23 protein-coding genes are annotated in these 25,198 nt (G+C 35.6%); 1 reads left to right on the plus strand and 22 read right to left on the minus strand.

All coding sequences use genetic code 4. From position 1 onward, the window contains the following. Positions 1-40 precede the first annotated feature (40 nt). The 22 genes from EFREU_RS01080 to EFREU_RS01185 form a co-directional block, all read right to left on the minus strand. Entirely contained in the window at positions 41-1,030 is a 990-nt protein-coding gene (locus EFREU_RS01080; RefSeq protein WP_100609189.1) for an alpha-ketoacid dehydrogenase subunit beta, read from the minus strand. After that, positions 1,030-2,145: a pyruvate dehydrogenase (acetyl-transferring) E1 component subunit alpha gene (gene pdhA, locus EFREU_RS01085; protein WP_100609190.1), complete on the minus strand. Its 1,116-nt coding sequence runs from the start codon at positions 2,143-2,145 to the stop codon at positions 1,030-1,032. The genes EFREU_RS01080 and pdhA overlap by 1 nt, the downstream gene beginning before the upstream one ends. Before the next feature lie 25 nt (positions 2,146-2,170). Further along, complete coding sequence (locus EFREU_RS01090; protein ID WP_100609191.1) at positions 2,171-3,172, minus strand: lipoate--protein ligase; 1,002 nt, start codon at positions 3,170-3,172, stop codon at positions 2,171-2,173. Then, positions 3,144-4,547, minus strand: coding sequence for an FAD-dependent oxidoreductase (locus EFREU_RS01095; protein ID WP_100609192.1), 1,404 nt, complete (start codon positions 4,545-4,547; stop codon positions 3,144-3,146). The genes EFREU_RS01090 and EFREU_RS01095 overlap by 29 nt, the downstream gene beginning before the upstream one ends. 283 nt (positions 4,548-4,830) lie before the next feature. Next, positions 4,831-5,922 carry a formate/nitrite transporter family protein gene (locus tag EFREU_RS01100; protein WP_100609193.1) on the minus strand — a complete coding sequence of 364 codons (1,092 nt, stop codon included), beginning with the start codon at positions 5,920-5,922 and terminating at the stop codon, positions 4,831-4,833. Positions 5,923-6,017: 95 nt separating this feature from the next. Continuing rightward, entirely contained in the window at positions 6,018-6,941 is a 924-nt protein-coding gene (locus EFREU_RS01105; RefSeq protein ID WP_100609194.1) for a type I phosphomannose isomerase catalytic subunit, read from the minus strand. A 13-nt stretch (positions 6,942-6,954) separates the two neighbouring features. Then, positions 6,955-7,623 (minus strand): copper homeostasis protein CutC, encoded by a 669-nt coding sequence (locus tag EFREU_RS01110; protein WP_100609195.1) that lies wholly within the window; start codon positions 7,621-7,623, stop codon positions 6,955-6,957. An 11-nt stretch (positions 7,624-7,634) separates the two neighbouring features. Continuing rightward, on the minus strand, positions 7,635-8,795 hold the full coding sequence (gene metK, locus EFREU_RS01115) for a methionine adenosyltransferase (RefSeq protein ID WP_100609196.1): 1,161 nt from the start codon (positions 8,793-8,795) through the stop codon (positions 7,635-7,637). A gap of 194 nt (positions 8,796-8,989) precedes the next feature. Beyond that, complete coding sequence (locus tag EFREU_RS01120; RefSeq protein ID WP_100609197.1) at positions 8,990-10,000, minus strand: serine aminopeptidase domain-containing protein; 1,011 nt, start codon at positions 9,998-10,000, stop codon at positions 8,990-8,992. 31 nt (positions 10,001-10,031) lie between these two features. Then, on the minus strand, positions 10,032-10,805 hold the full coding sequence (locus tag EFREU_RS01125) for a TIGR00282 family metallophosphoesterase (protein WP_100609198.1): 774 nt from the start codon (positions 10,803-10,805) through the stop codon (positions 10,032-10,034). Positions 10,806-10,819: 14 nt separating this feature from the next. Next, complete coding sequence (ylxM, locus tag EFREU_RS01130; protein WP_198507962.1) at positions 10,820-11,158, minus strand: YlxM family DNA-binding protein; 339 nt, start codon at positions 11,156-11,158, stop codon at positions 10,820-10,822. Beyond that, a complete protein-coding gene (gene ftsY, locus EFREU_RS01135) occupies positions 11,145-12,167 on the minus strand; it encodes a signal recognition particle-docking protein FtsY (protein WP_456298194.1) in 1,023 nt (340 codons plus the stop codon). The genes ylxM and ftsY overlap by 14 nt, the downstream gene beginning before the upstream one ends. A 38-nt stretch (positions 12,168-12,205) precedes the next feature. Next, positions 12,206-12,583, minus strand: coding sequence for a hypothetical protein (locus EFREU_RS01140; RefSeq protein WP_100609200.1), 378 nt, complete (start codon positions 12,581-12,583; stop codon positions 12,206-12,208). 107 nt (positions 12,584-12,690) lie between these two features. Next, complete coding sequence (locus tag EFREU_RS01145; protein WP_100609201.1) at positions 12,691-13,371, minus strand: PhoU domain-containing protein; 681 nt, start codon at positions 13,369-13,371, stop codon at positions 12,691-12,693. 99 nt (positions 13,372-13,470) lie between these two features. Beyond that, positions 13,471-14,319: a phosphate ABC transporter ATP-binding protein PstB gene (gene pstB / locus EFREU_RS01150; protein ID WP_100609202.1), complete on the minus strand. Its 849-nt coding sequence runs from the start codon at positions 14,317-14,319 to the stop codon at positions 13,471-13,473. 3 nt (positions 14,320-14,322) lie between these two features. After that, on the minus strand, positions 14,323-16,611 hold the full coding sequence (pstA, locus tag EFREU_RS01155) for a phosphate ABC transporter permease PstA (RefSeq protein WP_100609203.1): 2,289 nt from the start codon (positions 16,609-16,611) through the stop codon (positions 14,323-14,325). After that, a complete protein-coding gene (gene ptsS / locus EFREU_RS01160; RefSeq protein ID WP_100609204.1) occupies positions 16,602-17,768 on the minus strand; it encodes a phosphate ABC transporter substrate-binding protein in 1,167 nt (388 codons plus the stop codon). Before ptsS ends, pstA begins: the two co-directional genes overlap by 10 nt. A 66-nt stretch (positions 17,769-17,834) precedes the next feature. Then, on the minus strand, positions 17,835-20,813 hold the full coding sequence (locus EFREU_RS01165) for an AAA family ATPase (RefSeq protein ID WP_100609205.1): 2,979 nt from the start codon (positions 20,811-20,813) through the stop codon (positions 17,835-17,837). A 77-nt stretch (positions 20,814-20,890) separates the two neighbouring features. Then, entirely contained in the window at positions 20,891-21,613 is a 723-nt protein-coding gene (gene rnc, locus EFREU_RS01170; RefSeq protein ID WP_100609206.1) for a ribonuclease III, read from the minus strand. A gap of 2 nt (positions 21,614-21,615) precedes the next feature. Beyond that, positions 21,616-22,620, minus strand: coding sequence for a phosphate acyltransferase PlsX (gene plsX / locus EFREU_RS01175; protein WP_100609207.1), 1,005 nt, complete (start codon positions 22,618-22,620; stop codon positions 21,616-21,618). 86 nt (positions 22,621-22,706) lie between these two features. Beyond that, complete coding sequence (locus tag EFREU_RS01180) at positions 22,707-24,374, minus strand: DAK2 domain-containing protein (protein WP_100609208.1); 1,668 nt, start codon at positions 24,372-24,374, stop codon at positions 22,707-22,709. 59 nt (positions 24,375-24,433) lie between these two features. After that, positions 24,434-24,751, minus strand: coding sequence for an Asp23/Gls24 family envelope stress response protein (locus tag EFREU_RS01185; protein WP_100609813.1), 318 nt, complete (start codon positions 24,749-24,751; stop codon positions 24,434-24,436). A gap of 210 nt (positions 24,752-24,961) precedes the next feature. Here EFREU_RS01185 and rpmB point away from each other — a divergent pair, with 210 nt between their 5' ends. Continuing rightward, positions 24,962-25,159 (plus strand): 50S ribosomal protein L28, encoded by a 198-nt coding sequence (rpmB, locus tag EFREU_RS01190; RefSeq protein WP_100609209.1) that lies wholly within the window; start codon positions 24,962-24,964, stop codon positions 25,157-25,159. Positions 25,160-25,198 lie beyond the last annotated feature (39 nt).

Here is a 25,198-nt window from a genome sequence, read left to right on the forward strand (position 1 = left end):
TCACTAGTTTGACTAAGATTAATTGGTAAAGTTTCCATAACTAAAATTTATAATCTAGAAGGTCTTTCATCTTTTCATAAATTTTGGCAGGATTTACTTGGTGAAAACTTTCTCCTCTATCGAAAGGAATTGCAATATCATAGCCGGTTACTCGTGCCAAAGGGGCCTTTAAATAGTCAAAGGCCTCTTCATTAACGGTAGCCATGATTTCAGCGGCCACAGAAAATGATTTTACGGCTTCATGCGTGACTAAAAGACGACCAGTTTTCTTCACCGATTCGATAACCATTTTTTTATCCCAAGGAACAATTGTACGAAGATCAATAAGATCAATAGTTATTTCTGGACGTTCTGCTTTAAGCATTGCGACTGCTTTTTGAGCGTCGACAGTTTGGGCTCCATAAGTCACAATTGTTAAGTCTTGACCTTCGGCAATTTTATAGGCTTCGCCAATTGGCAAAGTATAGAAACCATCGGGTACTTCTTGCTTATAAGCTCGATATAACTTGGTTGGTTCAAAGAAAATAATTGGGTCTGGAGATTCAATAGCAGCAAGAAGGAGACCTTTGGTATCGTAAGGTGTCGAAGGAATGATAACCTTTAGGCCCGGTGTATGAGCATAAATCGCTTCCATAGCTTCCGAGTGATGTTCTAAAGCTCTAATGCCTCCTCCCATTGGCATGCGAATAACCATTGGCACTGTTCAACGACCGCGCGAACGATTCCGCATTTTAGAAATATGGGTCAAAATATTTTGTAAAGAGGCTCATCCCAAACCTTGAAACTGTAACTCAACGACTGGTTTCATACTATTAAGGGCCATACCCATACCCACACCGGCAAATGTTGCTTCGGAAATTGGAGCATCGAAAACTCTATTTTCTCCATATTTTGCTTGCAAGCCTTGAGTGGAACGGAAAACCCCACCTTCAAAACCGGCATCTTCCCCATAGATGACTACTTCTGGTCATTTCGCTAAAGCTTCATCAAGAGCATTAGTGACAGCTTGGACATTATTTAAAACGGGCATTAATGATGAACCTCCTTCATTTCTGGGTGGGCGTTATGGAACGCCACTGCTTCTTCATATTGTTTTTCTAAATCTGGTGTCATTTCTGAATACATATAGGCAAAAATTTCTTTTAGGTCATAATCCTTGTTTTTAAGCGCGATAGCAAATTCTTCTTCAATGAATTTATCTTGTTCAGTTTCCATAGTTAGCTGTTTAGTGTCATCTCAAAGTCCTTGAGATAAAAGATATTTTTTTAACCGAACTAGCGGGTCTTTAGGAAGTCATTCAGCGAGTTCTTCATCGGGGCGATATATTTTCGGGTTATCAGATGAGGAGTGAGCGCCCAAACGATAAGTATCAACTTCCACCAAAATTGGACCATTCCCCTCCCTAACTCACTCAAAGGCCTCTTTAAAAACACCATAGCTTGCTAAAAAATCATTACCATCAACACGAATACCAGGGATTCCAGTTGCTATGCCTTTGATAGCAAAATTTTGCGCTTTAGTAGCTTTTGAAACCGGTGTTGAAATCGCATATTTATTATTTTCGATAACAAAAATGACTGGTACTTCATGCAATTTGGCAAAATTCATGGCTTCATAAACTTCACCTTGACTTGAACCACCATCGCCAGTTGTTGTTAAAACAACACCCGGTTTTTTATGGTATTTTTCAGCAAAGGCAATTCCAGTCGCATGTGAATATTGTGTTCCAATCACAATGTTTGGCGGTAATGAGTTAATACCTTCAGGGGCTATCCCTCCGCGTTCGTTGCCAGCTCAATACATCATAATGTTATGCATTGGCATTCCTACAGTTAACCAAGCGGCATTATTGCGATAGCCTGAAAGAAACCAATCTGTCCCTTTTTTAATTTGCATGGCATAAGCTACCTCTCCAGCTTCTTGGCCTGTTGATGAAAGGAAGGAAAGGATTCGACCTAAACGTTGTTGCTTGTTTTGGTAATCATCTTGCCGACGTGAAAGAGACATGAGCTTATAAGCCTCAATTAATGTTTCGGGTGTAATATCTGGCATCAGACGTTTATTTAAAATTTCCCCGTTTTGATCCATGATGCTAACCATATCGTTTTTAAGCGGATTAAATTTTCCTAAATATTTATATTCCATATCAATCTCCCTTAATTGTCGAATTTTATTGAAATAATAAATGAACTAATTTTTCGTGAGTCATTGCCTCACCAAACACATCTTGTAGTAAGGGTAGCGGTACTAATCGAATTGTGTCGGAATTTAATTTTTGACCAATAAGGCATTTTGTGACAAGACCTATTGATAAAGAACCTAAAAAATCTCCTTCAAAATTTAAATCCTTAATAATCCCATCATCAGTATCCAACGAGGCCTTGATAAGACCGATTTCTGGTCAATAAACCTCTTTTTCGCTCATGAAACTTTGGTTTTTCCCAAAATTCCACTCCCAAGTTGAATATTTTTTTGCTACTAGTTGGTCAATATTCAGCCAATCTTCATCATCCAAAACAATTTCTTGGACTTCATCATTTTTGGCATAGCTGATGGCCAAATTGTTAATAAAAGTTTCCATTGTCCATGGCACTGGGAGAAGATTTTTAATATTTATGACCCGTGCTCGGACTGATTTTACTTTTTTTGATTGCAATTTGAGCGGATTAACGTTTAAATATTTTTCTAAGCGATTAAGGTCAACGTCATAAAGAATTGTGCCATGAGCTAATGTCTTGGTCGGCGTTTGTAATTGGGCATTGCCTGAAATTTTGGCTCCATCAATTTCAAGATCGTTACGACCACTGAACTTAACGTTCAAACCTTGATTTTGCAATAACGTAATAACTGGGGTTAAGCATTCTTCAAAAACCTTGTTAGGCGATAAGGCAGCCTCTTTGTTTTTCTGGGCAATTAAAGAAAAACAAAGATTACCCAAATCTTGAAAGACTGCCCCTCCTCCGGTATTACGACGGACCACATTTACTAAATCGTTTTCAACTGGATCTAAGTTAATTTCGGCCAAAATATTTTGGTTTCGTCCAATCACAATGGTGTTTTCATTTTGCCAAAGGAACACAATTGGACAAGGATATTTATTACTTGTAAGTAGATATTCTTCTGTTGCTAAATTATGGTATGGACTATTGGTCCTGGAAATCAAGAGATGCATTTTCGATAATCTTTTCCTTTTTAAAATAGTTTAGGCCTAGAACTTCTAAACCAGCTAAAGTAACAAAATTGTAAGGCTTGTTAAAGTGAGGAAGGAAGAAAATATCCACCAATGGGAGTTCATCAATCGTTAAACCTTTTTGGATAGCTAAAGCAAACATGTACATTGTTTCGGTGTGGTTATTTTCTGAGGCTATTTGGGCCCCCAAAATTTCTCGGGTTTTTTTATCCCAAATAATTTTCAATAAAACATCCTTTTGCGAACTCATAAACTCGGGTCTATCCTTATCGGTAAAAACAATTGAATCAAAATCAATATTTAAGCGTTTAGCAATCTCTGTTGTCAAACCTGTTGAGGCCATTTTAATACCAAAGACATCGATACCGTTTGCCCCCGTAAAAGCGGGAGCTGCTAATGAATTATGATTAGTGATGTTTACTGCTGCTACAATACCGGTTCGAACAGCGGTGGTAGCCAATTGAATCGGTTGCGCTAAGTTAGTAGCCTTATTCATGACAGCAGCACAGTCACCAATGGCATAAATATCTGGGTCAGAGGTTTGAAGATAGGCATTGGTTTGAATGGCTTTGTTGGGTAGCAAGTCAATAACTCCTTCTAAAAGTTGTGTTTGTGGCTTCACCCCCACGGAAAAAATAACATAATCGGTTTTAATTTCACCTTTATCAGTAACAACGCTTTCACAAACACCGTTATTACCTTTGAAGGCAATTACTTTTTCGTTAAGATGGAGATCAACACCAGCTGCTGGCATGCGTTCTTTTTCAATTTGGTTGGTAAACTCTGCATCATAATAATTTGGCATAATGCGAGGTGCAACATCCACTAGCGAAACTTTCTTTCCTTTACTAATGAATGCATCCACTAATTCAACACCAATATAACCAGCTCCAACAATGGTGACATGTTTGATATTTGGGTTAGCGTTGGCTTCGGCAATAATTTTGCCGTGGTCGTAGTTTTTGCAGATTTGGATACGTTCTTGATCAATACCAGGAATAGGTGGAATGATTGGTCAAGAACCTGTCGCTACAATTAATTTGTCATAATTGTCAGTGATAATTTCATTCGTTTGTAAGTTTTTAATAGTGACTGTTTTATTTTTTGCATCAATGCCAATTCAGTCATGATTCATCTTGACATTAATACCTTCTTCTTCCAAAATTTCAGGAGTGGCATAAAATAAAGCTTCTGGAGTCTGGACTTCTCCTTTAACTCATAGGGCGATACCACAACCTAAAAAAGAAATTTTATTATTGCGATCATAGGTTGTTATTTCGTTGTTTGGGTTTAAACGTTTTAAGGTACGAACTGCTGTTGTTCCAGCATGGTTAGTACCAATAACAATAATTTTCATATGATTACCTTTCTGACCTTTATTTCTCTTTTTTCCAATAAAAAATAAATTTTCTGGAAAAAATACCAAATTAAGTGCTTTTATTATAACTAGAAAAAACCGTTTATAAGTTGATAATTTTCTCCATTTTAGAACATTCTTAGGAATTTTTTCTAGAATGCATTATCTTGTAAAAAAACAAAAAACACCAATTATAATTGGTGTTTTTTGTTTAACTTTATTCCTAGGTCTAATTATTAAAAGACATGAAATTAGTTATTTAATAAAGTTTTATTTCAACTTATTAGTTTTTATTAGTTTTTTTATTATCATCACTAGTTTCTAAGGTTTTTTCTTCAAGATTACCACGTTCTTCTTTTAGTAATTTTAAACGGTATTCTGAAATTAAAAGTTTTGAATAAGAAGTGTTGAAAATAGCTAATAAGAACCCCATGATAACAGCTCCAAAATAATTTCCCAACATCGCTGGAATAATATTTAGGAGAATGAATAAACCACAAATACCCAATGGGGGAACAATAGCGCCACCATTAGCCGCAGTTCCAATAGATTCATGGAACACGCTAATAAAGAATAAGCCCCCAGCTACAAATCAGTTAGCCACACAGTGTTGGTAACCACTAATAGCAAACATGAAAATTAAAATTCAAAACATAATAATTGACCCAATTAAGTTTCCTTTAGTCGCTTTATTGGCTTGCGATGATAAGGAAACTAACATATTACAAACAATGGCTGAGAAAAAAACTCACATAATAGTTTTAGCTACCATTGGAGCATCGATGCTGCTATATCATTTAGTGTTTGGAGATGCCAAACTGATATTGTCACCAATTTGGTGCCCAACAACATAAAGCTTTTTCAAGCCAAGGTTATTCACCACAAATTTGGCTATTTCTGGATCACCAAAAACATTAGCTAATTCCAATAAGAAACAAATGACTACAGAGCCCACAATATTTCCGGCATAAACAGCTGCCATTGTTTTAAAGAAATCTTTATATCGAGCCACCCCATTCATCATTGGATAACCCAAGGACATAAAGGCTGTTAAAAAGCTTCCCCCAATAAAGTAAATTAGTGAAAGAACTAAAGGTAAAATCCCCCCAATAAGTAATTTTTGGACAGAAGGATTAGTAAAAGAATAGGCAGCATACACACAGGCGATGTAGGCGATTCCAATCCAAATTCCGGCCAAGACTCCGGAAGTAAAGTGGATAAATGATTTCTTCTTTAAAGAATCGGCAATCGTTTTAAAGGCATGAATATAACCATAAGTAACTGCCGGTAATTTTTCGTTATATAGCGGTGAGTAATCTATAGCTTCAAGCGCACGAATTTCTTCGTCAAGATTTGTTAAATCTTTTTTTAACATTGAACTTTTTTCTCCTTAATAAACAAATTTTTAGTTTGTAAAAATTAACAATAACTAATTATTAATTATACAAACTTTCGACTTGAAAATACAAATTAATTTTTTTTATTTACTCAAGAAAGGAGAATTTTTAGGTCACCATTCGCCTGAAGTGGTTCGATAGGACCTAGGGTAATTGCTGAATCACCTTTTTTAAAATTTTGGTGATTAATTTGACCGTTTCCTGATAAAACCGTCAATTGTAACCAATAGGGCTTTTCAGAAAGGACTAAGGTTGGCTCCGCTTGAACATTCCAATGATAAACCGAAAAGTAGTCATTATTAAAAATTGCTTTTTTCCCTTCTTTAATAATGACATCTTCACTATCTGGCACAGTGGTGCAAGCAATTGAATCGGCAAGATCTAACCGACGAGGTTGCCCCGAATCATCCAAGCGGTCATAGTCATAAAGACGATAAGTGATATCACTTGAACGTTGAATTTCGCAAACTACTACTCCAGGAGTAACTGCGTGAATTTTTCCGGGAGCTACATAGAGAAAATCACCAACTTTTACTGGCACCTTTCGCAAGAGTTGCTCTCATTTCTTATTATCAATTAAAGTGGTTAACTCATTTTTAGTTTTGGCATTATGACCATAAATCAAAAAAGCATTTTCGGGTGCTTCTAAAACATACCAAGATTCTGGCTTGCCTAATGAGTTATGTTTGGCCTGAGCATAAGTATCATCAGGATGAACTTGAACTGAAAGAAAATCATTAGGAGTCAAAATTTTGACTAGTAACGGGAATTCACCTTCAAAGTTACCAAACAAGTGTCGGTTATTTTCAAAGACATCCGCAAGTGATTGATTCGCAAAAGAACCATTTACAAAAGTACTTAGACCATTCGGGTGCGCCGAAATTACTCAGGCTTCACCAATATTTTTATTTTCTGGGAGTTGGAAGCCAAAGTTTTCTAAACCACGACCACCCCAAATTTTTTCTGAAAAATAAGGTCTTAATTTTACTAATTCCATTTATAACAACTTTCTAGTTTTCTAAACAAGCTTTAAGCTCATTAATTTTGGTAATTGAAATTGGCGCCTCCCAATTATTGGCTTCACGAATAGCAGTGCCAACGTGAATTTCGTCAACAACCCCTTTCACTTGACCGATGTTGGCAAAGTTCACTCCGCCTCCACCCAAAATATTAATTTTGGTAGAATCTGTTAAAGTTTTCAAAAAGGAAAGTGATTCATTAATATTTTCGCGACCAGAAGTCAAAATACAATGGATTCCTAAGGCTTCCATTTTTGGTAAAGCTTCTAATTGGTTTTTTACTTCTTGAAAAGCTCGGTGAAAAGTAACAGTTTTATCTTTGGCATGAGTCACCGCTTGCTGCAAACGATTAAAGTCCACTTCTCCATCTGGTGTTAAGAAACCAAGGACAATCCCTGCGGCTTTAGTTTCATTGGCAATGAAGTCAATATCATTTAGGATTTGTTGAAATTCTTCTTCAGTATAAACATAACCTTGGTCATGAGGTCGTACCATCACGTTGACAGGAACTTTAGCTAAAGCAGTGACTGCTTTGATGTCAGCATGGCTTGGTGTTAAACCACCAACTTCTAAATCGCGACAGTACTCAACGCGGTCAGCTTTTGATTGGTTGATTAAAATAATATCATCTAATGATTTGGCAATTACTTCTAATTTCATATCTTTAATTCCTATTTTTTTAATTTTGTTTGAGTCTTTAAATATGTTTTTAAAACTTCGACTTTATCAAGTTTTTCTCAAGGAAATTCATCCTTACCATAGTGACCATAAGTCGCGGTTTTTAGAAAAATTGGTTGACGTAACTTTAAGGTATCAATCATTTTCGAAACCGAAAAGTCAAAATTTGCTAATAGGGCCTCCATAATAATATTTTCAGGAACATGTTCAGTACCAAAAGTTTCAACAAAAATCGAGACTGGCTCTGGTTTACCAATTGCATAACTGACTTGGATTTCTAAACGATCGGCTAAGCCAGCAGCAACAAGGTTTTTGGCAGCATAGCGTGCCATATAGGCAGCAGTGCGGTCCACTTTCGTCGCATCTTTCCCAGAAAAGGCCCCACCCCCATGACGAGCATAACCGCCGTAGGTATCAACAATAATTTTTCTTCCTGTAAGGCCCGTGTCACCCTGAGGACCACCAATAACAAACTTACCAGTCGGATTAATTAAAACTTTGAAATCTGTATTTAAGCCAAAATCTTTGGCAACCTTATCCATAATTTCTGTTTTAACAAACTTGATAAATTCTTGGTAATCATAGTCAGGGTCATGTTGAATCGACATTAGAATAGTATCGATTTGAGGTTGGTCAGTTGAATAATCGATTGTTACTTGTGATTTCATATCTGGTCTTGCCCACTTAAAAGTGCCTTGTTTACGTAACTTAGAAGCTAAGTAAACTAGTTCATGTGCTAATGTCGAAGCTAATGGTAAGAAGGTTTTTGATTCATTTGTCGCATAACCAAACATAATCCCTTGGTCACCAGCCCCAATTACTTGGTTGCCTAATTCGATACCCTGGGCAATATCTTCTGACTGTGGTTCGATAAGTACTTTTATTTCAGCAGTCTCGGCATCAATGCCAAATTGTGGGTCAATATAACCAACTTTTCTTAGTACTCCCCGAGCAATTTCCGCATAATCAAGGTTTGCCTTTGTTGAAATTTGCCCCCCGATTAAGACGAAGTTAGTTGTCGTGAAAACCTCACAAGCTACTTTGGCCAATGGGTCTTGTTTCAAGGCCTCATCTAAAATGGCATCACTAATTTGATCGCAAATCTTATCAGGATGCCCCTCACTGACAGATTCACTTGTAAATAATTTTCGCATAATTAACAATCCTTACTTTGCTTTCTCACTTATAGTTTTTACGTAGTTTTTCATTAGGCTACTGTTGGCTAGTTTATATCTCTCATTAACTTAACTCGCTATTCAAAATTGCTTAGGAATTAAATACTAAACTATTGATAACTAATATTAGTAGTCGTACTATAAATAATTATATAAAAACCTTTTGAAATTGATTATAGCCAATTATTTAAAACTTCAAAAACTTTCACCTTATCTGGTTCGTTTAAAAGGTAGTGTTTCTGGGCTGGAAAATAATTGATTACTAATTGTGTGGCTTCAATTTTTTTTAACGTTTTTGTGGTTTTTTTAGGATGAGTATAAATGTCATTTTGCGGTTGTAAAATAAAGATTTTTTGTTCTTTGCCAATTTTATGCTGGCGATTATAGCGACTTAAATGGTGTCATTGTGAAACTTCTAACGTTGACAAAAAACCGCATTTAGCCATATTTTCATTAATTTCGTGTTGGAAATCAACATCATTAGTCAAATCAGCACTTTGACCTACTAACGCCATTGCTTTTTGTGGTTTCAAAAACTTACCAATAGTTAAATTTCAATGATGAGAAAAACGTTTTTGGTAAGGATCATGGCTCACAAGTCCAGCCACCACTAAGCGTTTTAACTGCGGTTGACGGCGATAAACATAATGTGCCAATTCATAGGCTTTACCTTCGGCTAAGATGATTAACTCTTGATGCGGATATTGTTGGAGAAGGAAAGTCGTAATCGCTTTTAGATCTTGGAGGGAATTACCAAGGTGACGTTGTTTTGTTTCAAGTTTATTATTACCTGAATTACGTTGGTCATAACTCACGACCGAAACTAAAGCATTAGTCTGTTGAAAATAATTAGCTAAAGCCGTGAAATCATGACTACTCATGCCTACATCGTGAAGTGCTAAAATAATTTTTTCACCTTTCGGATTAATTTGTCCAAACCAAGTTAACTGGTAACCGTCTTGAGCAATAAAGTATTTTTGGTCGACCAATTCCGGAGCCTGAGTTATTGGGTTTCGACTTTTAAATGATTTGCAATGATAATAGCGAAGCAACAAAAAAACCAGAACCATAACTCCAAAACCAATACCAACAATAATTCCGACTAATTGAACTTTAGGAATCCAACCATTTTGAACTAAAAAAGTTCCGATTGAATGGTTTGTTTTGATTTGAGTTTGAAGCATTTTGACTCCTTGTTAGATGGCTTTTCTATGTTTAAAGATGTAAAAAAAGGTTCTCAATTTTAGTGGCTTGGTTTGTTTTCTCATCCACCTCAATAATCACCCCACAAAATTGAGCTGGGCCTGAAGCGGGTTCGAAACGACTTGGCAAACCAGTTTTTTCTTTATGGATTACTTGTTCAGGGTTGGCTCCAATTATGGAATTATAAGGTCCGGTCATCCCTAAGTCAGTAATGTAAGCAGTTCCTTTGGGAAGCAGACGACTATCGGCGGTTTGGACATGAGTATGAGTACCGACAAAGGCGGTTACTTGACCATCATAATTTCAGGCGAAGGCCATCTTTTCAGCACTAGCTTCTGCATGAAAGTCAATTAATAAAATATCATAAGCTTTTTTTTGTTTCAAAAATTGGTCCATTGCTTCATATGGATTATTTACATGATCCATAAAACTAGTCCCCATTAAGTTAAGCACGCCAACTCGTTTATGCTTTTTTTCCACCACGCAAAAACCATGGCCTGGAAGGTAACTTGTCATATTAAGTGGACGCAACAATGTTGGCTCATTTTGAATATACTCAAGGACACTTTTTTGCTTAAAAATATGGTTACCACTTGTTACCACATCAACGCCAAGTGCCTTTAATTCTTGAAAGTGTTTTTCGATAATTGATTTTCCGTGAGTGGCGTTTTCGCCATTGGCAACGACAAAATCAATTTTTTGCTTTTGAATTAGTTGTGGCAAATTCTTTTTTATCGCTTTGCGGCCAACTTCACCAAAAATATCGCCAATCATTAAAATTTTCATTTTGACTCCTTATCTTAAGCAACTTTATTTTTCAAAAGTTTAAGAATTGCCTGAATTTCAGGATTAGTTGACTCTTTAAATTTTTGGTAAATTGCTTCTTGCTGACTTTGTTGATCTTGGTAAGTTTTTAAGTGCAAATTAGTTTCTCATTTGTGAAGATTAGCAGTGGCTTTTTGAATTGAATCATAAACGGCATTTTTTGATACTTGGTAATTGTCAGCAATTTCTTGCAGCGATAAATCCTCATTAAGATAAAGATTTAAATATAGGACTTGTTTTTTCGAAAGCAAACTTTCGTAAATAGCTAATAGTTCGGCCAAAGCGAAGTTATTTTGTGCTCTAACCTTTGGCATCGTTTTTATCAACTACTTTCGTTTCTTTATTGTGTACTTCTTCTTCCATGAAGCCTTCAACCAAACCATATAGGTAATCTTCAACATCAAAAGGAATTAAATCATCAACATTTTCACCAATACCAACCATTTTCACCGGAATTTGCATTTTATCTTTAATAGCTAAAGCAATTCCACCTTTGCTCGTTCCATCCATTTTGGTCAAAATTAGTCCAGAAACATCAGTAATGTCTTTGAATTCGTTTGCTTGACTAATTCCGTTTTGGCCAGTAGTTGCATCAATTGTTAAAAGTACTTCGTGAGGACCGCTTTTATCGAATTTGTGGACGACATCATACATTTTTTTCAATTCAGCCATCAAATTAACCTTGTTTTGCAAACGTCCCGCTGTGTCAATTAGGACAATGTCAAAATTATCCTCCTTAGCTTTTTGAAGACCATCAAAAATCACCGACGAAGGATCTTGCTTAGATTTTCCTTTGACAATGGTGACTTGGTTATCTAACCGGTTACGGTTTCACTCTTCTAATTGTTCCACTGCTCCAGCCCGGAAAGTATCCGCAGCGATAATCATCACTTTAGCGTCATTTTCTAAATAATAATTAGCAATTTTGGCTAAGGAAGTGGTTTTACCAGTGCCGTTAACTCCTACCAACATGAAAATGTTGGTACGCCCCGGTTTAAAGTTTAATTCGGAATTACCATGATGACGAATATCATAAGCATTATATAATTCTTCAACAAGTGCCTCTTTAAGTTCAGAAATGGATAATTTTTTTGCTTTTTTTTGTAAATTATGAGAAATCTTGAGAACTAATTCCATGCCCATATCAGTGCGAATTAAAATTTCCTCTAATTCCTCAAAGAATTCTTCATCAGTCTCTTGATATTTTTTAGAAAGTTTTTGAATATCTTTTGAAAAAGTCATGGCGCTTTTTAGCATGGCTTTTTCTAAACGCTCTTTTTTTAAAGCATCCCGACGACGGCGTTTAACCTCGCGGGGACTTAATTCCTCATTATTGGCTGAGACTTTTGTCCCTTTGGGACTTAGTTGCTCGGTGTCTGTGCCTTGTGACGAGGCTTTTTTTTTTCAGTTTCTGGAATATAAGTATTACGCTCCACTAACTCTTTAGCGAAAACGTGAACCCCTTGTTTTGGGGAAATAAAACCTTGTGAGTGAATATGTGGATCTTCGATTAAATCATCAAGTTGTTGACAAGTACGTTTGATTTCAGCATCAATGTCTTCAACAATAGCATGATTAAAACGGGCCTTATCATTTTCTTCTAAGGCTTTTGAATAATCGGCACGAGCACGACGAGAGCCATGTTTATGACGGACTTTTTCTAAACACTCGTTAACATCTTCTGCTAACGCACATTTCTTTTCTTCCCTTTTTTGTTTTAAGTTACTTCAAAATCCCATAATAATCTCCATTCTGTTTAATATACGCCTTTATTTTACTAAAAAAGACCCAAAAAACCAAAAAATCAACCGCCAGTCACGAGAGGACAAGGGTTGATTGGCTAATCTTAAGCACTTTGATTAATTAAAGTTTCGGAAATATCTTCAAATTTACCAGTTCGAATAAAATTCAAGATTTCTTGAATGGCAACTAAATGTTCCCCGGCACGTTCGAGGTTGGCAATTTGACGAATTTCGGCCATTAAAGTTTTGGCTTCTTTTTCGCCGTTGACATTTCGAGCTTTTTGGAAGAGTAACAAGTTATATTCTTTAAATTTATTATTTAAGGTGTTTTGCAACTCTAAAAGATGGTTCTTTTGTTCAAGATTAAAACTATCAGTTAACTTAGCTACCAAATCAAGCATTTGGATTAGTAATTCAAACATTTCTGTTAAGGCCACAATTTCTTCAGGGCTTGGTTTGTACTTAATAAAAAACTTACAAGTTCATTTAGCATAATCGGCAATAATTTCGATTTCTCGACCGATGAGGATTGAACCTACAGTCAAGCGTAAATCGCTTGCTACCATTTGTTGTTTCGCAAGTTTCCAGAGGGCAACATTTGTAAAGTCGTTTTGTAAACTATTAATATTGCGCTCATTCGTAATGGCTTCCAATACTAAATCGTAATTACTAGTACGGAGCGCTTCATAAGAAAGGACATATTGAATTTTGGTTTCTTCAATTAATTCCTCGATGCGATTTTTAATTTGACGAATATCACTATCTAAAATTTTGTTTAATGACACTTCATTCAGCCTCCTCTATTTTCCGGTTTGGTTTAAAAACCAAACTGCTTCTATTTTGAAACCAGTTTTCTTTAGAGTTTAAGGCAGTCGTTGGCAATTTTATTCGTAACGTCCAGAAATAAAATCCTCAGTTCTTTGGTCTTTTGGGTTGGTAAAAAGTTTTTTGGTACGTGAATACTCAATTAAATGGCCTTTCAAGAAAAAGGCAGTCATATCGCTAACATGGGTTGCTTGTTGTAAAGAGTGGGTCACTAAAATAATTGTATAATCTTTTTTCAGTTCTAGAATCAGTTCCTCGATTTTTAGTGTCGCAATCGGGTCTAAAGCAGATGTTGGTTCATCCATAAGTAGAATTTTCGGTCGCATGGCAATTGCGCGGGCAATGCAAAGTCGTTGTTGTTGCCCGCCACTTAAGCCTAAAGCGGAGGCATTTAAAATATCTTTTACTTCATCCCAAAGTGCTGCCTTTTTAAGGGCATCTTCACAAATTTGATCTAAAATTTTGTGATCTTTGATACCTTGAAGTTTGGGACCATAAACAACATTATCGTAAATTGATAATGGGAAAGGGTTTGCTTTTTGGAAAACCATCCCCACTTCAGAGCGTAATTCCGGTACATCGGTTCGAGGTGAAAAAATGTTATGGTCAAAAACATTGATTTCTCCTTCGTATAAATGGCCAGGAGTCAAATCGTTCATCCGGTTAATCGACCTTAATAAAGTCGATTTTCCTGATCCTGAAGGACCAATAAAGGCGGTGACATAGTTTTCCCGAATTTTCATATTGATGTCTCAAAGAATCTTGGTTTTGCCTTTATTGTAAAAAAAGTCAAAGTTTTTAACAGTGATAATTTCTTTCCGTTTCGGAGGAGTGCTTTTAATCCGGGTGGTTTTATCAAGCGTATCTGAATTCTCGTTGTCTATAACCGCCAATAACTGTTCTTCCATGGATTAAATTTCCTCCTTCTTTTTAATTTTATTAAACTTTTGCCGTCTTTCGCGTCAAGCTTGATAAGTTTCTTTTATGTGTTTTCAACTTAGTCTCAATTTTAATCATTTTCCAAAATATTTAACACGTTTTTTGAAATTTCTTCATGAAGCGCGTTGACGAATTCGTCAACGTTCAAAACTAAAGCTTTGGAACTTGTGGGATATATTTTTCATTTTTGCTTTTAAGGTGACTAAATGAGAACCGGACGAATCATTATTTTTCGTAAAGAAGGTAGCGATTTTCTGGATTCCAATATTCAAAGCAAAGACCAAAAGCACGGTAATGAGCGCAAGCAAATAAATTGATTCTTGGCCTTTTCCTGGTTGAGCTTCCGCAGCAAGCATATAAATGGCAGTTGTTAAAGTGGCGCCTTGACTTAAGAAACCTTCGGCAGGCATTCTAATAGCGGTTCCTAATGTTAGATAGACAGGGGCTGATTCCCCAATGATGCGGGCCATCGCTAAAATGATTCCTGTCATTAAACCTTCCCGCGCGTATGGCAAAATGATACGGAAAAGTTGTTGTAAATTTGTCATTCCCAACCCCGCTCCGGCTTCGCGGTAACCTTCAGGGACACTTGAGAGCGCATCTTCAAAGTTGGTAATCAACATTGGCAAGATAACGATAGTCATCGTTAATGAGGAGGCAAAAATACTAAACGGTAGTTTTAGTAACACGATAAATACTTGCAACCCAAAAATTCCGAAAATAATTGATGGCGTTGATGATAAGAGATTAATGATAAAACGTAAACTTTTGGTAACTCATGAAGCAGGGTTAGCATATTCAAAAAGATAAATAGCAGCAGCTAAAGCTAACGGAATAGCGAAGAATAGGGTAGCTACTACTAAAAGTATTGTGGTGAACAAAGCGGCGAAAATTCCGTCTTGACCATTAATACTAATAAAGGCTGATGGTGTTCCTAGTGCAATTAAACCCTTGATAATAATCGTTCCCAAAATTCAAATAATGAAAAATAAGACGATAGCTACTGAAAGACCCATTAGGAAAAGCATCATGATTGAATAAGCTTTTTTTCAAAATTTATTTTTGGTTTTTAAATTAACCATCATTCCTAATTCGGTTGCTGAATAAGTGGGGTGATAACTTTTTAAGTCCTCATCTTGATTATGACTAGAGGCTAAAAGCGGTTTTTTAAAATGAACGGTTTTAATTTGTCGTTTGCTCTTCGTTTGCTCTACCTTTTGTCTTTTTTGCACCGCCATTTCTTCATTAGCGATTTTTAATTGTGCTTTTTGACGTAATTTATTAGCACGTTGACTATGTGAACGACTGATGTTTGAAAGCATCAAAACCGTTAAATTGATTAAAAAGACCATAATGAATAAAAAAGTAGCAATAGCAAATAGCGCAGCTTTATGCTGTGAACTTGAGGTCTCCGAGATTTCTAGTCCAATAGTGGAAGCTAAAGTTCGGATTGAAGAAAACAAGAAACCAGAGAAACTACTATTATCAAAACCACCAGAGGCATTTCCAGCAATCATCATAATCGCCATTGTTTCACCAATAACACGCGAAATTCCTAAAATAACAGCGGTAATGATTTTCGTTGACGCTGATCGCAGAATAATTGTAAAAGCGGTTTTTTCACGACTAATCCCTAAGGCTAAACTACCATAACGATAACCTTCCGGCACACTTTTTAAAGCATTGTAGCTTAGGCTGACCATCGTTGGTATCGCCATAAAGGTCATTGTTAACGCGGCGACCATTAAATTATCATTTGAAGGGGCACCCATTAAACGAAATAAAGCCCCGATATATTCACGAGCAAAAAGACCAAAAACGACAGAAGGAATTCCAGCTAACAACTGAATTAAGGTAATGGCGATTTTTTGACCTCGTTTTGAGAGGTATTCGATAATGAAAACTGTTGAGAAAATTGTGAGTGGGACTGCAAAAAGCATGGTGATGAATAATAACATCAAAGTCATCCCGATAATCATCCCAATCCCGAACTGATTATCCTTAGGCTTTCAATTTGCGGTAAAAATAAATTTTCAAAAACTAGTATAACGATACATTGGGACTGAACTATAAATGATATAACCAATCAAAAAGAAAATTAAAGCAACAATCAAAATAGTGAGAACATAAATTAAAACTTTGAAAGAAATAGCATTAATGGCTCTTTTTTTCGCTTTTGCTGTGGCGACATCAAAATTTTTTGGTTCTTTAGGCGGCGTTAAAACCGGATTTGGCGATTTTTTTTGATGTATTATTGCCATTGTTTACCTCGTTGCCAATTCTCCAATTGGTAAAATTCGTTTATATGAAAAATAAAATAAAATTCCGCATTTGGTTGTGGTAAATTTTTGATTTCATTAATGATTTGTTGGGATAAACCTTCTTCTTTATAGATATCTTTTACTGCTGGACTCGTTGCAAACCAGTAAACAAATTTTAAAATATCGGTCATCTTTTTATTTTGGGGATTGTTATGAAGCAACGCATTAAAAGGTCTTGTTAAAGGATAAGGTTTTCCTTCAGGATTAAGGGCTCCATCGTTTTTTACATCCCAAATTGAGCCACCCTTATGAATGAAAACGCTTTGGAGGTTTTTATATTTGTAAATATTTTGGGCATAACCCATTGAAACATATCCAAACGCTCCAGGTGATTTAGAAATTTGGTAAAAAATACTTCCGTTATTACCATAAATGTTGGTGGCTCCTCCGGGTTTTACACCATTAGTTAATTTTTCAAATGATGATCAAGTTCCTGAACCGGGAGTTGATGAATAAGGTTGAACATATAATTTTTTATTAACTTTCTCTAAGGCTCCGACATCAATATCATCCATTGGGAAAAATTTTGCTAAATCATACCAAGAAATTAAGTCATCAGGATTATTGTGCTCATAGATTTTTTTTAACAAAGTATTACTTACTAACTTATTGTCATCCGTTAAATTAAATTGGATATTATGAAACATTTCTGGAGTGAGTCCAGTTCTATCAATATTGTAGATAAACACAAGGGGGTCGTTAGCAAAATTAAGATAAAAAAAACCTTCGCCTTTACTTTGCATTTTTTCGATAAAAGCAGTTTCGCTTAGGTTACCAGCGCCATCTAAGAAATCATCAAGAGTGATTTGTTTCACTTCTTGGTCAAAATCTTCTTGAGGAACATCTTTTGAGATAAAGGCTACTTCATAAACGTGTTTTTTTAAATTAGTGATTCCGGTATTACTTCCAGTTGAAGAATAAATAAACTTTTTCTTTTTCTCTTTTTGGTAGCGAATCGTTATTTTTTGCATCAAAGGGTCAACGCTAGCAGACCCTCCAATATCAATAATGTCGTGCGGAATAGCCAAGGTTCAAATTCATAAACCAAGGATAATTGATAACAAAAAAGAAAATGTTATCAAAAATTTTTTATTCATTTAAATCTCTCCGGTTAAATTAATTAAATTCATTATAACAAAATCTCCAACTAACCCTCAATTTTTTTAAGCGGTCACTTGTTGCTCAGAGATTCCTAATTGTTTTGCTTCTACTAACTTGATCTTGACCATTTTCGTGACTCCTTGGGTCTCCATGGTAACTCCGTAAAGAATATCGCAGTTTTCCATCGTTCCTTCACGATGAGTCACGATTAAAAATTGGCTATCTTTAGTAAAATGGCGAACATATCGAGCAAACCGTTCGACATTGGCTGGGTCCAATGGAGCTTCAGCTTCATCTAAAATCACAAGTGGTAATGGACGAACTTTTAAAATCGAAAAAAGCACCGAAAGGGCAACGAGGGATTTTTCACCACCTGATAAAAGGTTGATGTTGGTAATTTTTTTCCCTGGAGGATTAACACGAATCTCGATTCCGGTTTCTAAAATATTGTCCGGATCAGTGTATTTTAAATTAGCATCACCACCGCCAAAAAGTTTTTGGAAAACTTCTGGTAGGACAGTATTAACGTCATCAACAACTTGTTTGAATTGGGTTTCCATTTCTTGGTCAATACTTTTAATAATATTTTCGAAGTTTTTCATCCCTTGGAAAAGACTTTCAAGTTCTTGCTTAAAGTAATCATAACGTTCTTTTTCAGTCTGATATTCAGCAATGGAATCGTAATTAACATTTCCTAAATTTCTTAGTTCTTGGATTAAAATACTAATTCTTTCACGAACTTTTTCCTCATCAGTAAAGCCTTCAACCTTTTGGTTCAAGACTGTTTCTAGGGTTAAACCATAGTCAGCTTGGAGTTTAGCTAATTTAGCACTATTATCTTTTTCAATTAACGTTAGTTCTTGTTGTGCCGAAGTTAAATGACTACGCTTGTTATTTAAAATTTCTCGCTTTGCTTGATTGGCTGTATTTAACTCTTGTTGACGTTCAGCATATTTATTTTTAGCCAAAGTAATCTTGTTAATGTGATTTTGCAAATCATCACGTTGACTTTCGCATTTAAGAATTTCTTTTGCTAACCTTACTGACGCAAGTGTTTGTTGGGCTTGGCTTGAATTACCTAATAAACTTTTTCCAGTTAAAGCTAAATATTGGTTATTTAAATCTTGAAGTTGCTTTTGATATTGCTGAATTTGGTGATTACCGATACTAATTCGTGATTGACATTCATTAACCTCGTCACGAAGGCCATCACGAGCAATTTTAGTTTCGTGTAGGGCTTGACCTTTAATTTTAAGAGCTTCATAAAGATTGGCTAATTGGTTTTCTAAGTCAACTAAATTACTTTCTTGACCTCTAGGCGTCTGAAAAAGATTTGACGTCTTGTTTTGGCCTCCAACAATCGCTCCACGTGGCAAAATTCTATCGCCAGTCAAACTAACGATATTAAAACGATTTTGAATTGTTTGGGCCATTTGGATAGCGTCATCATACTCGTTAACGACAATTACCGTACCTAAGGCATAATCCAAAGCTATTTGGTACTCCGCTTTAATTTTTACTATTTGGTTAGCAAAGCCAAGAAAGCCCTTTTGATTAGCAATCATTGTTGCTGTTGAGCCGGTAATTGTGGAAGGAGTTAAGGTATCCAAAGGTAAAAAAGTGACTCTACCAAGTTGGTTGGTTCGCAAAAAATTTACTGAGGCTTTGACATCCGCATTTGTGCGCATCACAATGGCGTTTAAAGTATTAGCGATAACAGCAGAAATAGCGATTTGGTATTGTTCATCAACGCTTACCAAATCCTTTAAAGAACCAATCACTCCGGGAAGATTTTTTTGGTTATTAATAATGGCTTGATAACCTTGACTTTTATCAAACCCGCGAACTTTTTGGTTTCGAAGTTGAGTCAGACGATAGGTTAGTGGACCTTCTGTATTTTGCAATTGTTCCAATTCTTGCCGCAAGTTTTGGTATTTGTTGTTAACAGCATCATATTGTTCGTTTAAGCGGTCAAAATTATTTTTCGCTTCACGAATTCGATCTGTTTCCATTTGTTGAGCATTTTTAATATTGGCGAAATCTCTTTGGGTTTTATCGGCTTGGAGATTTGCAAAACTATTATTTTGTTTTTGTTGGTTTTCGTGTTCTTCGGCTGCAGTTTTCTGAATTTTTAAGTCGCTGATTTTCTCAACAAGTTTTTGAAAGTCCTGATTTAAATTGCTAATCGTATTACCTGATAAACTATTATCCTTAAGAAGTTCATTTAATTCTGTTTCTGATTGTTGTAAATCATTAGTTAATTGACGAACTTCAGTTTCTATGTTTGGCAAAAATTCCATAATTTCGCCAATTCGTTTTTGGTAACTTTGGACATCTAAAGTCAAAATAGACTTTTCAAATTGTTGGAGCTCGGTCTTTTTGGCTTCCGCTAAACGCGCTTTATGAGCTTGGCGTTCTAAATTAGGTAAACGTTTTTCAATTTCAAGCGTTAAATCATTTGCCCGGTGATAATTTTCCATAGCCTTAATTAATTTCGTTTGGGCTTCTCGTTTGCGGCGTTTATATTTAGCAACCCCAGCTGCTTCATCAAAAATTTCCCGACGTTCATCAGGCTTTGCTTCAGCAAATTTAGAAATCGTTCCTTGAGAAATTATGGCAATACTTGATTTTGTTAAGCCAGTTTCTAAAGCCAAATCTTGGATTTCTTTTAATTTTACTCGTTCATTATTAATATAAAAATCGCTATCACGAGTTTTCTTATTAAAACGACGAGTGATTTCGACTAAAGGGGTAGCCCATTTTTGAAAAACATTCGTACTATTGTCAAAAACTAAGGTTACTTCAGCAGTTTCCTGAGGAGGTAAATTAGCACTTCCTGAAAAGACGACATCATCAAGACCAGCTCCACGAAGTGATTTTGATGATTGTTCGCCTAAGGCTCAACGAATGGCATCAGTAATGTTTGATTTTCCACTTCCATTCGGACCAACAATGCCCACCATCTCATGAGTAAAATCTAGAACTGTTAATTCGGCAAATGATTTAAAACCGTGTGCGCGAATTTGTTTTAAAAACAACATAGCTCTCTCCTTAATTTAGTATTCAAATTGTATGCCATTTGAATAATTCTTAAATCTTCTTGAAAAAATTCAGTCTATTATTTGGACTTTGATATTTTTGCCTCTTTTTTGGTGATGTTTTTCATTTTCGACAAACAATCTTGGGCTGCTGCTTGTTCGGCTTGCGCTTTAGAAAAGCCTTTACCAATTCCAAATTTTTGGTTATCAAGTTGAATTGAGATTGTATACTCGGTACGATTTTCGCTTGGGAAAACTTCCTGGCTTTCCAAGACATATTTTAAATCATGACGATTTTCCGCTTGCAAAAGTTCTTGAAGTTCTGATTTATAATCGTAAGTTTTATTTTTAAATTCAGCTTTATCCATAATTTTAAAAAGTGTACTTTGCAATCACTTCAAGGTTTTGGCTTCACCTTGATCTAAGTAAATAGCGCCAGTTAAAGATTCAAATACATCAGCTAAGATGGAGTCTTTATCAAAACCACGGCTATTAATTTCTCCCTGACCTAAACGGATATATTTCCCAATGTTTAATGATCGGGCTACTTCAGCAAGACTTTCTTCGCGAACAAGATTAGAACGATTTTTTGTTAATTTACCTTCAGGCCATTTTGGATAATTTTGAAAAAAGTAAAGGCTCGCATATTTTTGCAAAACAGCATCCCCTAAAAATTCTAAGCGTTGGTAAGTGTAATCAAGATGTTTTTCGTTGGCAAAGGAATTATGAGTCAAAGCCTCATCATAGAAGTGCCGATTTTTAATTTTGATTCCGTAGTGATTAAGGAATTCTTCAAAACTCATTATTAACTTTCGACCTCCATTTTTGTTTTTATTTTAGCTAAGACATCGCCTTGGATGGCTTCATAAGTCATTCTTAACGTTGAACCAAATGCTTGCTCATCACTTGAACCATGGGATTTGAAAACAACGCCGTTTACTCCCAATAAAATTGCACCAGCATAATTTTTATAGTCAAACTTTGTGCCAACTTCTTTGAAGGCCTTTTTTAGAAATAAGGCTGGAATTTTACGAATTAAGCTTTTTGTCAAGGTTGTTTTAATTACTTTCATTAAGTTCTTTAAAGCACCTTCCATCGCTTTTAAAGCAATGTTGCCACTAAAACCATCAGTAACGATAATATCGGTTGACCCACTAATCATTTCACGAGCCTCAATATTACCTTGAAAATTAAGTTTTTGATCAGCTTTCAAAAGTTCGTAAGCTTCACGATGAACATCTTTACCTTTAGACTTTTCTTCGCCAATATTCAAAAGAGAAACACGTGGTCTTTCTTGATGAAGAACAGTTTGGGCATAAATCGTAGCCATTTTGGCAAAGTTATAAAGATCTTGAGCACTATTATCTGTATTGGCTCCAGCATCTAAAAAGAGGACAGTATGATTTTCAACAATTGTTGGTCAAGTAGGCATAAAACCAGGTTTACCAACTCCTTCAAACTCTCCTAAGATAAAATGGGCTCCCGCAATAAACGCTGCTGAACTTCCTCCTGTTAACATTCCGTCAACACTTTTATTTTTAACTAATTCTAAAGCTTTCACCAGCGAAGAATCAGGCTTACGACGAATATCCATAATTCCGCCATCCATCCCAATAACTTCTGGGGTATCAATTATTTGGTAATTTTTAGGGCAATTTGGCACAGTGGCTAAATGGTTTTCAATAGCCTTTTGGTTACCAACAAAAAAAATTTCAACATCGTGGTGATTTTGTAAAAAATGTAGACCAGCATTAATGGCTGGGATTAGTCCTTTGTCTGAACCCATTACATCAAAAGCAATTTTATGCATGCTTGGTTTCTCCTCTGATTTCTTTTTTATTTTATATTTTTCGGTTTTAATTATGAAAAAAAAGCAACGTTTGGCGTTGCTCTCTTTTACTCAATGCTAATCAAGAAGTTAAAGATTTTTTGACCACCTTCAATAATTTCGTACTCAATATCATAGTTTTCATCAAGATATTTACGAAGGTCACTAATACTTTTGGCGTCAGATTCTTGACCGGTAAAAACAGTAATAATTTCTGTGCGGTTTGTAATGTATCGACTTAAGCATTTTTCAAAAATTACATTAAGTGAAGGTACGCTCATCATAATGTGACCATCAACAATTCCCATATAGTCATCCTTTTTGATAGTAACCCCATCAACCACTGAATCTTTGGCGGCTTGAGAGATATTAAAGGAAGTGACACTTTTAATTGCCCGCGTTAAATTTGTATTATTTTTTTGTGGACTGGCACTTGGATCAAAGTTCAAAGCAGATGCCATCCCTTGTTGAATAGTTTTTGTGGGGATTACGAAAACTTTTGACTTATGTTCTTCTTTTTCGGCTTGACGAGCAGTTAATAACACGTTTGAGTTATTAGGCATGATTAAAACACTTTTGGCATCCACTTGCTCAATGGCTTTTAAGAAATCATTGGTCGAAGGGTTCATCATTGAACCGCCATCAATAGCTAAATCAATTCCCAATTCATTTTCAAAATAATATTTTAGTTGTTCACTAGCCACGACAGCAATCGTTGCTTGTTCATTTGCTAAACTTCGTTTAGGAGTTATTTTAGAGTTTTCGGTTCATTTTGGCATTTTGTTACTTGTTGTTTTTTGAGTCACTTGGCGCTCAGCTTGCAAGTTCATGTTTTCAACCTTCACTGTTTGAAAATCACCATACTGTTGTAAGAAAATTAAAACTTGACCAGGATTTAAAGCATGAGTATGCACTTTCAAAATATCGTCATCAATGACCACTACACTTGAAGTATTTCCATAAAGTTGAAGTTGATCCCGAATAGTATTCACTTGGAGTTTATTTACTCACTCAGGTCTGAGGAGGACGATGGTTTCGGTGCAATAACCAAACTCCTTTTCCATTAGGTCCATCGTTAAATTGCCGCCTTCATTGGTTTCTAATTGTGCTAAGCGTGGCGTCACTTTATCGTTAATGACATAATTTGCAATTCCCTCTAAAAATTTAACTAAGCCATATCCGCCTGAATCAACAACACCAACGTCCTTTAGAGCTTTCAGTAGATTAGGTGTGTTTTCCAAGGATTGGTTAGCATATTGAACAATTTTCTTTCAAAATTCTTTGACATCCATGTCATCAGGTAGTTTGTTAGCTTGCTCACTTGTTTCGCGAATAACAGTTAAAATTGTCCCCTCAATTGGTTTCATTACTGCTTTGTAAGCAATTTCGGTGGCTGCGTTTAGACCTTTTTTTCATTCTTTAGGACTCAAATCTTCAGAATTTTTCATTCCTTGAGATAAACCTTTTACAATTTGGGAGAAAATGACTCCCGAGTTACCCCTCGCGCCCATGATCAACCCACGTGAAAAAGTGGCCAAAATTTGACCAATTGAATCTAACTCCGCATCCTTAATTTCATTAAAACCATTGGTAGCAGTTAGGTTCATATTTGTTCCAGTGTCCCCATCGGGTACAGGAAAAACATTTAATTTATCAATATGGGGATAATTGTTATGGAGGTCGTTTACTCCACTAGCAATCATGTTTATTAATTTCTCTTTTTGAGTTGTCTTCATAAGTTAATTTTGTCCCCTAGATTATCTTTATTTACTTTTTTGGAAAACGCAAAAAAGTTTTAGTTTAACAGCATATCGTCCACAACGACATCAACAAGATATTTAGCCGCAAAGTTGGACATTTTTTCTAATTCATATTTAACACGAATTTGTACTTCGTTGATTACATCTTTAATATTTACGCCACTAATCAAAATCACATGGATTCGAAAACGCGTAAAGTCATCGGTAGTCATGAATTCAACAGCATTATCAATATTTGCTGTTGCAAGTTTGTGATTATCATCCGGATTGTAATTTGCAAATGAACTTACCCCCGGAACTGTAATAACAGCTTCTTTAATTACCTTGATAATTGACTTATCAATGTTTTTCATGAAATCACCAACTTTCACTACCATATTTTAGCATAATTGCTTAAAACTTCTTTTTTCAAATCAAAAGTGCCTAAATCAACCACTTTTGATAACGCAAATCTTCATTTTTTTCAAATAGTTTCTAAAAGCTTACTTTTTTCTCTCTTGCTTTATTTACTTTTTTCAAGTATTATTTGTTAGGTATTGTAGAAATAAAACGAGGTGAAAGAAATGGCAAGAAAAGATTCATTGACAGGAAAAGCGGCTCTAACTGGGAACTCAAGATCTCACGCTTTAAATGCAACTAAAAGAAAATGAAACCTAAACCTGCAAAAGGTAAAAGTGACTGATGACAAGGGAAGAGTTTATACAATCAAAGTTTCAGCTCGTACTTTAAAATCTCTAAAGAAACAAGATAAAATCGCCTAGTTATACCTAGTTATAAATTATTAATAATAAAAATTTATT

It is taken from the genome of Entomoplasma freundtii, assembly GCF_002804205.1.
Classification (GTDB): domain Bacteria; phylum Bacillota_I; class Bacilli_A; order Mycoplasmatales; family Mycoplasmataceae; genus Williamsoniiplasma; species Williamsoniiplasma freundtii.